The sequence below is a fragment of the Mycobacterium sp. IS-1496 genome (assembly GCF_001499995.1).
Taxonomy (GTDB): Bacteria; Actinomycetota; Actinomycetes; order Mycobacteriales; family Mycobacteriaceae; genus Mycobacterium.
Window position 1 is genome coordinate 41,804 of the sequence record NZ_LQIU01000031.1, and the last position, 12,865, is coordinate 54,668.

Here is a 12,865-nt window from a genome sequence, read left to right on the forward strand (position 1 = left end):
GACCCACTACCGAGGAGGTCGCACTGGTGGACTGGATCTGGGAGATCCTGCGATATGTCGCCGCCTGGGGCGGCACCGGTCTGATCATCTGGTTCTGGTACTGGATGTTCTCCAACATCGGCACCTTCTGATCTGCCATGGCCGACCTCTCCGACACCCACGCGATGGCGGTCGAACGCAGTTGTGCTGTGACGGCCGTCGCGCTGAGCGGACGACGTCGTGAGGGCGTCCGCCTCGTGACCGGGGAGCACCGCGGATTCGGCCTCAGCGCCGCACTGGATTTCGTGCACGTGCCCTACCCGCCACTCGCACGCGACTGGACCAGGCGAACCGTCACGTGCGGGGTGGCGCTGCAGTGCGCGCCGTCCAAGGAGCGGATCGTCGGGTACCGCCTCAACGAACTCTCGGCGCCTGAACTGCGTGCGCTGACGGTGGTGGAAGGCAGGGTCGCCCTGGGGTGGGTGTCGTCCCGATGGCCGGGCCTGCTGCCCGAATTCCGCAGAATCGTCGGCGATCTCGAGACGCTGCCCGGTGACCTCGACGCCGCGGAGATGCTCGACGCGGCGATCGCGGCCGTGCGTGGCGGCCGACATGTGTATCCCCATCCGCTGTTCGGCCGGCTACCGCTGGCGTACACGACGCCGCAGAGTGTCGCCGACAAGATGCGGCGCACGCTCGGCCGGATGCCGTGGACCACCACCGAGAAGCGCCTCCCCCGCCCGTATTCGGTTCCGGTGGGCGGCGACGGCGGCATCCGCAACCCCAACCTGCCGCCACCGAGCCGACCACAGGACAACGATCTCGACATCACACCCGACCATCGGCCAGGTATCCCCTATCCGGAATGGAACGCATGGACGAAGAGCTTCATGCCGAATCACGTCGCGGTGCTGGAGAAGACGCTCGCCACCCGAACCCGACCGCCGGAACCGGTGTCGGCGGAACTGCGGAAATGGTTCGAGGAACACACCCACCGCACCATGAAGAACCGCCTCGAAGACGGCTCCGACCTGGACGTCGAACAGTACGTCCGCCACTACATCGACCTGGCCACCGGCGAGGCGATCGAACCGAGGATCTTCCGCGAGCTGCTGCCGAGTAGCCGGGACGTCACCACGGCGCTGCTACTCGACGGCAGCTCCTCGCTCGGCGTACACGGCGGGAGCATCTTCGCACTCGAACTGGCCTGTGCCGACGCCCTTTCCCGAGCGATGACGCTGGCGCACGAACGCCACGGCATCTTCGTCTTCACCGGCAACACCCGGCACCGCGTCGACGTCACCTGCCTCAAGGACTTCGAGGACCGACGGTTCGTCCCACCCAGCCGTCTCGGTCTCGCCGCCGGCGGCTACACCCGCCTCGGCGCACCGCTGCGCCACCTGACGAGCCGGCTGCTGGCGCAGTCGTCGGAGCGACGCCTGCTCATCGTGATCGGCGACGGCCTGATCTCCGACGAAGGATACGAGGGCCGCTACGCCTGGGCCGATGCCGCGCACGCGGTCGAGGAGGCCGACGACGCGGGGGTGCGGATCTACTACGTCGGCGTGGGTCCCACCCGGGTCGACCCGCTGCCCGAGGTGTTCGGACCACGTCGCTCACAACGAATCCGGCGGATAGAGGAGCTACCCAGGGTGTTGGCCCACGTACATCGCGAGTTGGTGGCCGCATGAGCGACGCCTCCGAGCGCACGAGCGGCACTGACTACTACGCGAACGCCAACGAGGTCAGGCTCTTCGAACAGGCCTATCACCAGCGTCTTCCCGTCATGTTGACCGGTCCCACCGGGTGCGGCAAGACCCGCCTCGTCGAGCACATGGGCGTCCTGCTGGGTCGCCCGGTGGTCACCGTCAGCTGCCACGACGACCTCACCAGTTCCGATCTGGTCGGCCGTTTCATGGTCACCGGTGGTGACGTCGTATGGACGGACGGACCACTGACCCGGGCCGTCAAGGCCGGCGCCATCTGCTATCTCGACGAGGTGGTGGAGGCACGCCACGACTCGCTGGCCATCCTGCACTCGCTGACCGATCACCGGCGCGCCCTGTATCTGGACCGGGCCGGCGAGGTGGTGCGGGCACCCGAGAGCTTCATGCTCGTCTGTTCGTACAACCCCGCCTACCGCAGCTCGCTCAAGGAGCTCAAACCGTCCTTCCGCCAACGGTTCGTGACGCTGCCGATGACCTACCTGCCGGCCGAGCGTGAAGCCGGGGTGATCGTCGCCGAGACCGGTGTCGGATCGGCGACGGCAACGCGGCTCGTCCGGTGCGCCACCGCCATCCGCACCGCCGACGAGGCCTTTCACTTCGAGCCGCCGTCGACACGGGTGCTGGTCACCGCCGCACAGTTGATCGTCGCCGGCGCAACGGAATTGGAGGCCGCCGAAGCGTGCATCCTCGCACCGCTGTCCACCGACGGTGCCATCACCGACGGTCTGCGTGAAGTCGCCGTGGCCAGCCTGGCCGCCGACAGCCCGAGCACATCCGCATAGAGGGGAGTTCCACATGGATCAGAAGGAGCGCAAGCGCAAGAGGGCGCTGATCGTCCTGCAGATCGTCATCTACGGCTACCTGCTGGCGATGTTCGGCATCCAGCTCTACATGTCGTTCGCCCGCGGGTGGTGGGAGCTGTGAATCTCCCTCTGCTGAACCGGCGTTCGGCCGCCAGGCAACCGCCGGGCGGGAGCGTCGGCCTCGAGGAGCATCACGAGGAATCGCGTCTGGCGCAACGCAGAGCGGACAAGTGGATGATCACCGGCGCCGCCCTGATGGGAATGTGGGTGCCCGGGCTCATCGGGTTTCCCATCTTCATGCGCGGAGTGTGGCTGCAACGGCAGGCCGCCCGCGCCGGTCTGTCGATGCGGCCGATGATCGTCACGCTGATCGGTTACCTGGTCCTGATCGACGGCATGCTGAACAGCCTCGGCTGGGCACTCGACCTCGTCGCCAACCACACGTTGATCAACCGGGTGTTGATGGTCGGCTGGGGTGCGATGTTCGACGCCGGCTACTTCTGGCACTACAACGAGGCGTGGGTCGGGGGCGCGGCCGCGCCCGGCGAGAAATCCATGGTGTTCGGGATGATCCTCACCGTCTTCGCGATGCGGTGTGCCGCGGCGATCGGCTTCCTGCAGATGAAGCGGTGGGGCCACCAGTGGATGATCATCACCTGCTGGATGGGCGTGCTCATCTGGTGCGTCTACGTGTTCAACATGACCATGTACGCCGACGTGCGTTATGCCGGTGTGGTCTTCCCGGTCATCGGATGGTGGATCTACGACATCTTCTACATCACACCGTTCCTGGCCATCCCCTACCTGCACACGGTGAATCGCGAGATCTTCTCGGACTAAGGAGCAACTGTGACCACGACTGAAGAGAAGGTCGACGACCTCCCACCCGGCACCACGCCGTACTACGCCCGCATGCACCGCTACATCAAGCGGGCCGTGCTGGTGTGCCTGGTGGCCCTGGTCATCGAAGGCGCCTTCACGCTGCCGTTCATGGCGGTGTACTACGGCTACCCGACGCTGAGCCTCACCGAGATCTGCAGTGAACTGCTCAAGGTCCGGTACTCCGACGACGCCCTGGAGTGCAAGGTGCCCTACCCGCCGCTGGGCCCACCGGAGGGCGCCGAGGGCAAGGACACCGCGCAGGACGAGTGGGGCATTCAGCCGGTCCCGGGCTACAACCGGCTCGGGTTCCGCGAACTGGTGCGCATCCACGAAGAACGCGAAGCCCGGCAAGCCGCCGAGCAGCAGGGCGTGCCGTCGCCGTGACCCGTTCGGTCGAGGAGCATGCCCGCAACTGGGACCTTCGCCACGAGGATTTCCGCGACAACGACTTCCTGTACGACGTCTACGCGGTGATGCGGCGCGACGCGCCGTTCGCCCACACCGATACGCCGTTCCTGGCCCCCACCCCCGGTGGCGCCTGGGTCGCCACCCGCTACGACGACTGCTACCGCATTCTGCAGGACTGGCAACACTTCTCGAGCAACCCGACGCCGGAGGGCGCCGAACAGCTCGCGGGCGACCTCGTCATCACCATGGACCCGCCGCGTCAGCAGAGTTTCCGCAAGGTCTTGAACCCTTACTTCTCGCCGGCACGGATGAAAGCGCTGCAGCCGCAGATCCGTCAGGAGACCGACCGCCTGCTCGACCAGTTCATCGAGTCCGGACGAGGGGACCTGGCCGACGTGGCATGGCACCAGCCCGGTGTGGTGTTCTTCAAGTACCTGCTCGGCATGCCCATCGACGATGTACCGCTGTGCGTCGAGCTCACCGACACCGCGCTGAACGGCGACACCGAGGACGTCCGGATGGGCGCCTGGGGTGCGCTGTACGCCCATCTCCACCGCGCCGTCACCGCGAGGACCACGCAGCCTCCCCGCGACGACATGATCGACGTCTTGCTCAACGCCGAGATCGATGGTGAGCCGCTGCCCTTCGAGATGGCCGTCGCCAACGCGATGCTGCTGGTGCAGGCAGGGCTCGAAACCACCGCCAGTGCAATGTCGTTCGCGTTCCATCACCTCGCGACGAACCCGGCCGATCGCGACCGGCTGATCGCCGAACCCGAGATCCTGCCCCGCGCGGTCGAGGAGTTCATCCGCTATGCCGGATCGATCCACGGGATACCGCGCACCGTGGCCGCCGAGGTGGAAGTCAGCGGCCACACGTTCTGTCCGGGCCAGTCGGTGATCGTCAACTACGCGTCGGCCAACCGGGACGCCGATCAGTTTCCCGACCCGGATCGATGCGTCCTGGACCGGCAGGCGAACCGCCACCTCGGCTTCGGCGCGGGCGTGCACCGATGCCTCGGGTCGAACCTCGCCCGCCTCGAGTTCACGGTCGGACTTCAACAGGTGCTGACGCGTATACCCGACTACGTGTTGGCGTCCGACGGTGCCGCCACCTTCCACGGCAACTCGGTCACGCGTGGATTCCGCAGCATCCCTGTCACGTTCACTCCGGTGCGGCGACGGACATGACCTATCGCGTCATCCAGTGGATGACCGGCGACGTCGGACAGGTCGGCATCCGGCACTTCGCCGACAACCCCGTGTTCGAACTCGTCGGGGTGCTGGTGCACGACAGCCACAAGGTCGGCAAGGACGCCGGTGACATCGCCGGAATCCCGTCGATCGGAGTGACCGCGACCGACGACATCGACGCGGTGATCGCGATGGAGGCCGACTGCGTCTTCTTCACGCCGGTCATCATGGACACCGACACGGTCTGCCGACTGCTGCGCTCCGGCAAGAACGTCGTGACGACCAGCGGATTCTTCTATCCGACACCGGACTTCGCCGCCGACGGGGACAAGATCCGCGCCGCGTGCCATGACGGCGGCACGTCGTTCCACGCCGGCGGCATCCATCCGGGCTACGCGGGCGACATCCTGCCGCTCACCCTGGCCCGCGTGATGAGCAGGATCGACCAGATCCGCGTCTTCGAAGTGGTCAACGTCCTCACCGACGCGCCGCTCGACCACATCGACTGGATGGGTTTCGGCAAGGACCGCGACGCGTTCCTGACCGAACCCACGATCCTCGGCCTCGGCGTGCCGTTCTTCGCCCAGTCGATGTACATGATCGCGGCCGGCCTCGGTGTGCAGATCGACGAGGTGACCGCCGCCGACGTCAGGGCCGCCGTCGCGACCGAGGACATCCCGCACGAACTCGGCGCCATCCCGCGCGGGACGGTGGCCGCGCAGCACCACGAGTGGACGGCATGGGTCGACGGCGCGCCGCTGATCGTCTATCACGCGATCTACCTCACCTCCGACAAGATCGAACCCCGGTGGGAGTGGGGAGAGACCCGCTACCGCATCGTGATCGACGGGGACCCGCCGAGCGAACTGACCCTCCAAGGCTTCGATCAGGCCGACGGGTCGCTGCGGCATCCCGGATACGACTGGACGGCGATGGGCGCGATCAACGCGATCCCCGACGTCTGCGACGCGCCACCCGGTTGGGTCACCCACCTCGATCTCGGCCTGATCCGGCCCCGCGGGCTGGTGCGCCCGTGACCGTCGGCGAATCGCGTGCGCACCAGTTCTGAGGTGGCATGGTGACGTATCGGATCGATCCCGCCGTGCTTCACCGGGTGGCGAAGCAGGTCGTCGGCGCTTCCGCCAGCGGATCGGCCGCCCGCCGGTGACGGCTATCGGCAGGGACACCGCACTGCCGGTGTGCCGTCGCCGTGATGCTCCGACACATGGAGCGCTCAGGCAGGGGCGAAGACGGTCTTGAACCGGTTCAACGACTCCCGGATGTCGCTCTTGAGCGCCCCGGCCACCACCATGCCGATCGGCCCGAACAGGGCGGGGCCGCCGAGATGGATGTCGAACGTGACGGTGGAACCGTCACCGGACGGTTTGACCTTGCCCATCAGCTTGACCTTGACCCCGCCCTTGCCGTCGCCGTTGAGCGTCATCGCCTGCGGCGGCTTGTAGTGGACGATGGTCCAGCTCACCCGGTTGGGCATGCCCATCACCTCGACGATCGAGTCGATGCGGACACCCTTGTCCAACGTCTCGGGCAGCTTCGAGCGCCACACCCGGTGGATGGACAGCCATTCTTTGTACCGCGACAGGTCAGAGGCGCACTCCCACGCCTGCTCCGGCGGTAGGGGAACGTCGACGGAGACGGACAGCTTCGCCATGGCTAGGGGTGCAGCGGCGGGTTCTGCGGGTTGACCGGGGGTTGCGGAGGCGGCGGCTGCTGCGGGTTGTTCTGGTTGACGTAGTTCTGCGCCGCGCTCTGGGCCTTGTTCACCTGGTTGGTGTACTTGCCCTTGGTCTTCTGGTCGAAGAGGTCACCGGCCTTCTCGATCGCGCTGCCGGCCTTGTCGGGGTTCTTCGACACCCAGTTCTTCACCTTGTCGAGGAATGCCATGACGTCAGCCTACCGCTGCGTCCTGACGCTCCTGCCACAGCCGGCGCCGTTCCCCCAGCAACCTTCCCTGCCCCCACCAGAGCGCTTCGATCGCGGCCGCCCCGACCAGGCCGACTCCGAGCGCCATCGTGGTCGTCGTCACGTTCGTCGGGTCGAGGATGAACAACTCCTGAGCCCACGGAATCGAGAAGATCACCACGTACGCCAGCGCCGAGAGCCCGACCAGTGCGACCCGCCACCACTCGTAGGGCCGGGCCACCACGGCCAGCACCCAGAGCGCCGTCACCAGCAACGTGATGAGCGCCGCGGTGGAGGCCTGGATCTGTTCGGTCTCACTGGCGGCGCGGCCCTGGTAGGCCAGCAGATACGCGATGAACGTCGCCGTCCCGACCACGAGTCCGGACGGCAGGGCCGCCGACATCACCCGCCGCACGAACCCGGTGTGCGCGCGCTCGTTGTTCGGCGCCAGCGACAGGACGAAGGCTGGGATGCCGATGGTGAACCAGGCGGCGATCGTCACGTGGATGGGCTGGAACGGGAACAGCAGCGGATCGGTCCCGAAGATCTCCGACGCCAGGCCCGCCACCCCCACCAGGACCGCCAGCAGGACCGAGTAGACGGTCTTGGTCAGGAAGAGGTTCGAGACCCGTTCGATGTTGCCGATCACGCGGCGGCCCTCGCCGACGACGTACGGCAGTGTCGCGAACTTGTTGTCCAACAACACGATCTGCGCGACGGCCCGGGTGGCCGGACTGCCCGCGCCCATCGCCACGCCGATGTCGGCGTCCTTGAGCGCGAGCACGTCGTTGACGCCGTCGCCCGTCATCGCGACGGTGTGTCCGCGGGACTGCAGCGCGTGCACCATCGCCCGTTTCTGGTCGGGGCGGACACGACCGAACGTGGTGTGGGACTCGATCTCCTCGGCGAGTTCGTCGGTCGTGTCGGGCAGGTTGCGGGCGTCCATGCATTCGCCGTGCAGTCCCAGTGAGCCGGCGACCGCGCCGACCGACAGCGCGTTGTCGCCGGAGATGACCTTGATCGACACCTGCTGGGTGGCGAAGTAGTCCAGCGTGTCCCGGGCGTCGGGCCGCACACGTTGTTCGAGCACCACGAGCGCGACCGGGGTCACGGTGCCCGGCGCGGCCGGATCGTCCACCGGCAGGTCCGACGACCCGACCAGCAGGACACGCAGCCCGTGGGAACCGATCGCCTCGGCCTGTTCGGCCGCCGGCGAGGACGGGTCGAGCAGCACATCGGGCGCACCGATCACCCAGTTGCCGTGCGCGCCGTAGGACACCCCGCTCCACTTGGTGGCCGATTTGAACGGCGCGACCGCGGTGGCGGTCCACCCGGGCGGGTCCGGGTAGGCCTCCGCGATGGCCTGGATGCTCGCGTTGGGCCTGGTGTCGTCGGCGGCCATCGAGGCCAGGACGTCCGCGATCTGATCGGTGGTGAACGTCTCGACGTCGTGCAGGCGCATACCGTTCTCGGTCAGCGTGCCCGTCTTGTCGGCACACACCACGTCGACGCGGGCCAACCCCTCGATGGCGGGCAGTTCGTTGACCAGGCACTGCCGTCGGCCCAGCCGGATCACCCCGACCGCGAACGCGATCGACGTCATCAGCACCAGACCCTCGGGCACCATCGGCACCAGCGCCCCCACCATGGCCAGCACCGCGCGCCGCCACCCGGTGTCGGTGGTGAACAGCTGGGTGTAGATGGTCAGCAGACCGGCGGGCACCAGCAGGTAGGTGATGAACCGCAGGATCTGGTTGATACCGCTGCGCAGTTCCGATTTCACCAGCGTGAACTTGCTGGCCTCCTCGGCGAGTTTGGCGGCGTACGCCTCACGCCCCACCCTGGTGGCGCGGTAGGCGCCGGAGCCGGCCACCACGAAGCTGCCCGACATCACCGGGTCGCCCGCGTCCTTGGCGATTGCGTCGGCCTCGCCGGTGAGCAGGGATTCGTCGATCTCGAGGTTGTTGTCCTCGACGACCTCACCGTCGACGACGATCTGGTCGCCGGGCCCCAACTCGATGATGTCGTCGAGCACCACCTCGCTCGGCGCCATGGCCCGGGTGCCGGACTCCCTGCGCACCAACGGTTTCGCCTGGCCGACGATCGCCAGCTTGTCCAGCGTCCGCTTGGCCCGCAGTTCCTGGATGATGCCGATCGCGCTGTTGGCGACGATCAGCAGGCCGAAGGCGCCGTTGATGATCGACCCGGTGGACAGCACGATGACGAACAGCACGCCGAGGATGGCGTTGATGCGCGTGAACACGTTGGCGCGGACGATCTCACCGGTGGTGCGCGCGGCCCGGGTGGGGACGTCGTTCGACTGGCCCGCTTCGACGCGCCGGGCGACCTCGGCATCGGTCAGCCCGGCGGTCCTCAGTGCCGGACCCACCGTCATCGGGGTACTCGGCTCATCGCGTGAAGACTCCGTCACCCTCTTGGTCGAAGTACTCCAGCGTCAACCGGTTCCCGTCGAACGTGGCCTTCGAGACCGATCCGGGCGGGGAGTTCTCCGTGACGAAGCTGAACGTGAAGACGTTGCCGTCCCAGTGCTTCAGCGGCCAGACCTCACCGCGCGGACCGAGTTTGAGACCCAGCGTGCCGCCCGCCTCGCTGACCTCGGCCGGACCCCAGAAGTCGTTGTTGTAGGTGCCGGCCAGCGTCGTCAGCGGCGCGGGCGGAGCCGGATCGGCGGGCGGCTTTTTGCCGACGAGCGCGCCGAGTGGCTTCGCCATGGCCACGAACGCGTCGTTGTAGAGGCGGAACCAGTCCTCGCGCACCTCGCCGAACTGCACGAGGTCGGCGAACTGGGCGGTCAGTGCCTCGGGGACCCCCGCCGGGGTGGCGTTGGTCAGGGCCACGATCGCCACGTCCGCGGACGGCAAGAACAGGGCGTTCGACCCCGCGCCGAGTTCGAAGGCGCCCGAATGGCTGAACTCGACGCGTGCGGCCGACGTGGTGCTGACATTGAAGCCGAATCCGTAGAAACCCGACCGCATCGCCGGTTCACCGGCCGGACTCGAAACGATCTGCGGCGTGACGGCGGGCAGCAGTGCGTCGGGGGCGACGAGCTGTTTCCCGCCTGCGGACCCGTCCGCGAGCACCATGGCCAGCCACTTGGTCACGTCGTTGACCGACGAACTCACCCCGCCCGCCGGGCTCTGCGCGTCCGGGTTCCGTACGTAGGTCGGCTCGTAGCGGCCGTCGACGTGGATATGGCCGACCGCCCGGTCGGGGCGCTTCTCGTAGTCGGCGAAACGCGAACTGGTCGAGGTCATCCCCAGCGGCCGGTACAGCACCTCCTCGGCGAGCGTCTCCCACGGTCTTCCGGCACTGGTCGCGACCGCTTCGGCGGCGGTGGTGAGCCCGAAGTTGGTGTAGGCGTACGAGTCCCGGAACGGCGCCAGCGGAAGCAGGCGCAACCGCTCGATGATCGCGCGGCGGTCGTATCCCACCTCCTCGAGCAGATCACCGGCGTGGTCGGGCAGCCCCGAGCGGTGCGCGTACAGGTCGCCGACGGTGACCATCTGGGTGACCGCCGGATCGGACAGCGCGAACCACGGCAGCTTCGACACGATCGGCGTGTCCCACTCGATGGCCTTCTCGCTGACCTGGTGGGCGACGACGGTGGCGCCCAACGGTTTCGACAGCGACGCGAGCTGGAACACCGTATCCGGATCCACCTTCGCACCCGTTCTCACGTCGGTGACACCGAACCCCTTGGCGTACACCGTCTTTCCACCGTGCACCACCGCGACCGCCATCCCGGGGATCCCGGTCTCGGCCAGCAGGTCCTCGGCCATCCTGTCGAGTTGGCCGACGGCCTTGTCGACGGCGCCCTCCGGTAGCGGCATGGCGGGGACGAGCGGCGGCGGGACGTCCGACTTCGGGGTGGCCGCTGGCGGCGGCGCCGACTGCGGTTGCTCGGTCGGGGCGGAGTCACACCCCGCGACCAGGGTGAGTGTCACGGCGAGGGCGAACAACGGCAGGAGTCGGCGGTTCACAGCCTGCACGCTAGCCGCTCAGAGCTGCCACCATCGGTCTATCGGCGGTGACGCGCCCCGCTCGACACGCTGCCCCGGTTTGGGCACCACGACGCTCACGCCCGCCGGATCGGCGGCCGACAGCAACCGCTCCACCGGTTCGGCCCAGGCGTGCGGCGCCAGCCGGAACGTGCCCCAGTGGATGGGCAGCAGCACGCCACCGCCCGCGTCGGTCAGGTCCCGGTGCGCGCGGACGGCTTCCTCGGGATTCATGTGGATGTCCGGCCACGCCGGGTGGTACGCCCCGACGGGTAGCAGGGTGAGGTCGAAAGGCCCGTGATCCGAACCGATCTCGGTGAAGCTGGCGGTGTATCCGGTGTCGCCGCCGAAGAACGCGCGGTGTCGCGGCCCGGCGATCACCCAGGACGCCCACAGGGTGGTGTTGCGGGTGAACAGCCGGCCGGAGAAGTGCCGAGCGGGCGTGCACACCAGCGTCAGCTCGCCGATGCGGTGGCTCTCGTTCCAGTCGAGTTCGACCACCCGCGCTTCGGAGATCCCCCACTTGCGCAGGTGCGCACCCACGCCGAGCGGGACGACGAACGGCGCCCGTTGCGTGCGCGCCAGCCCGAGGATCGTGTCGATGTCGAGGTGGTCGTAGTGGTCGTGGCTGATCAGCACCGCGTCCACGGCGGGCAGCTGTTCCAGCGGCACCGGCGGTTCGTGCAGGCGTTGCGGGCCGACGGCGCGCGACGGCGAACAGCGGGCGCTCCAGATCGGGTCGGTGAGCACGCGGTAGCCGTCGACCTCGACCAGCGTGGTGGAGTGCCCGTGCCAGTAGGCCGCCAGCCCCGCGGCCTGCGCGTCGGGGGCGGTGGGGGTCACCACCGGGATCGGACCGCCGGGCCTGCCGTTGTCGCCGAGCACCAGATCGCGCATCAGCATGCGGCGTTCTTCGGCCTCCATGGACATGGCCGCGGCCGGTTCGAGGTTGAAGAACTCGCCGTCGCGGTAGTTCGGCGACCGTTTGGCGACCGGGTGGATCTCGGCCGGGGTCGCACCCAGCGAGGCGGGTGTGCCGTGCAGCGCCCGCAGTACCCAGCCACCGGCCAGCACCGAGGCCGTCCCGAATCCGAACCGCAGCGCTGCACCCAACATGTCAGGCCCCCTGGAACCTCGGCGGCCGCTTCTCGATTCGCGCGACCTGCGCTTCGATGATGTCCTGGCTGGCCCATGCCTTGTCGAACAGTTCCTGGTGCGCGGGCCAGGGGTCCTCATAGGCGCCGTCGTCGTTGAGCACCCGTTTGGCGTGCTGCAGCGCCAGCGGTGCGAACCCGGCGATCTCCTGCGCCCACGCCTGCGCGTCGGCGAGCGTGCCGACCCGGTTCGCCATCCCCGTCTGCAGCGCGACGTCGGCGGTGAGCCGCTCGGCCGCCAGCAGCATGCCGCGGGCCCGGCCGGCGCCGACCAGCGACGTCAGCCGCCGGATGCTCCAGTTGTCCAGCGCGATACCGTATTTGGCGACAGGAAACTGGAAGTAGGCGTCGGGCGCCACCACCCGCAGATCGCAGATCATCGACAGGATGACGCCCGCGCCGATCGCCGGGCCGTTGATCGCGGCGATCACCGGGACCGGCGCCTTGTCGATGGCGAAGTTCAATGCCCTGGCCTTGTCGGGCAGCTCGTCGGCGACGCCCTGTCCGCCGGACAGATCCGCACCCGAGCTGAACACGTGGCCCTGTCCGGTGAGGACGATGGCCCGGACGTCCTCGGTGGTGGCCTTCTCGATGGCTTCGCGCAGACCGTCGACGAGTTCACCGTTGAGGGCGTTGCGCCGCTCCGCCCTCTGCATCTCGAGGGTGAGCACGTGGCCGTCGCGTGTGGCACCGATCATGCGTCTCTCCTATGTCAAGCCGCTGCCATTTGGCAAGGCTTTTGACGGTGGTTGTGGTCTGTCTGCAAATGGCCGAAGA

The 12,865-nt window shown here is 68.0% G+C and carries 13 protein-coding genes; 7 read left to right on the forward strand and 6 right to left on the reverse strand.

The annotated features are described in order from the left end of the window. Positions 1-137 precede the first annotated feature (137 nt). The 7 genes from AU195_RS16565 to AU195_RS16590 are packed head-to-tail and all read left to right on the forward strand — an operon-like array spanning position 138 to position 6,029. On the forward strand, positions 138-1,670 hold the full coding sequence (locus AU195_RS16565) for a nitric oxide reductase activation protein NorD (RefSeq protein ID WP_059160153.1): 1,533 nt from the start codon (positions 138-140) through the stop codon (positions 1,668-1,670). Beyond that, positions 1,667-2,488, forward strand: coding sequence for a CbbQ/NirQ/NorQ/GpvN family protein (locus AU195_RS16570; RefSeq protein ID WP_059160154.1), 822 nt, complete (start codon positions 1,667-1,669; stop codon positions 2,486-2,488). Before AU195_RS16565 ends, AU195_RS16570 begins: the two co-directional genes overlap by 4 nt. Positions 2,489-2,501: 13 nt before the next feature. Then, complete coding sequence (locus AU195_RS26230; protein WP_014211088.1) at positions 2,502-2,630, forward strand: hypothetical protein; 129 nt, start codon at positions 2,502-2,504, stop codon at positions 2,628-2,630. Further along, a complete protein-coding gene (locus tag AU195_RS16575; RefSeq protein ID WP_172800611.1) occupies positions 2,627-3,349 on the forward strand; it encodes a hypothetical protein in 723 nt (240 codons plus the stop codon). Before AU195_RS26230 ends, AU195_RS16575 begins: the two co-directional genes overlap by 4 nt. A 9-nt stretch (positions 3,350-3,358) precedes the next feature. Then, positions 3,359-3,775, forward strand: coding sequence for a hypothetical protein (locus AU195_RS16580; RefSeq protein WP_059160156.1), 417 nt, complete (start codon positions 3,359-3,361; stop codon positions 3,773-3,775). Next, the gene (locus AU195_RS16585) at positions 3,772-4,989 is read left to right on the forward strand and encodes a cytochrome P450 (RefSeq protein ID WP_059160157.1); all 1,218 of its coding nucleotides are present in this window, start codon (positions 3,772-3,774) and stop codon (positions 4,987-4,989) included. Before AU195_RS16580 ends, AU195_RS16585 begins: the two co-directional genes overlap by 4 nt. Beyond that, positions 4,986-6,029 (forward strand): NAD(P)H-dependent amine dehydrogenase family protein, encoded by a 1,044-nt coding sequence (locus tag AU195_RS16590; protein ID WP_059160158.1) that lies wholly within the window; start codon positions 4,986-4,988, stop codon positions 6,027-6,029. Before AU195_RS16585 ends, AU195_RS16590 begins: the two co-directional genes overlap by 4 nt. A gap of 197 nt (positions 6,030-6,226) precedes the next feature. Here AU195_RS16590 and AU195_RS16595 read toward each other — a convergent pair whose 3' ends face one another. The 6 genes from AU195_RS16595 to AU195_RS16620 are packed head-to-tail and all read right to left on the reverse strand — an operon-like array spanning position 6,227 to position 12,786. After that, complete coding sequence (locus AU195_RS16595; protein WP_059160159.1) at positions 6,227-6,664, reverse strand: type II toxin-antitoxin system Rv0910 family toxin; 438 nt, start codon at positions 6,662-6,664, stop codon at positions 6,227-6,229. 2 nt (positions 6,665-6,666) lie between these two features. Further along, a complete protein-coding gene (locus AU195_RS16600) occupies positions 6,667-6,897 on the reverse strand; it encodes an antitoxin (RefSeq protein WP_059160160.1) in 231 nt (76 codons plus the stop codon). A 4-nt stretch (positions 6,898-6,901) separates the two neighbouring features. After that, positions 6,902-9,310 (reverse strand): HAD-IC family P-type ATPase, encoded by a 2,409-nt coding sequence (locus AU195_RS16605; RefSeq protein WP_059160161.1) that lies wholly within the window; start codon positions 9,308-9,310, stop codon positions 6,902-6,904. 13 nt (positions 9,311-9,323) lie between these two features. Further along, positions 9,324-10,925, reverse strand: coding sequence for a serine hydrolase (locus AU195_RS16610; protein WP_059160162.1), 1,602 nt, complete (start codon positions 10,923-10,925; stop codon positions 9,324-9,326). Between the two features lie 9 nt (positions 10,926-10,934). Continuing rightward, positions 10,935-12,050, reverse strand: a complete 1,116-nt coding sequence (locus tag AU195_RS16615; RefSeq protein WP_059160163.1) for an MBL fold metallo-hydrolase — start codon at positions 12,048-12,050, stop codon at positions 10,935-10,937. 1 nt (position 12,051) lies between these two features. After that, positions 12,052-12,786 (reverse strand): enoyl-CoA hydratase, encoded by a 735-nt coding sequence (locus AU195_RS16620; RefSeq protein WP_059160164.1) that lies wholly within the window; start codon positions 12,784-12,786, stop codon positions 12,052-12,054. Positions 12,787-12,865 lie beyond the last annotated feature (79 nt).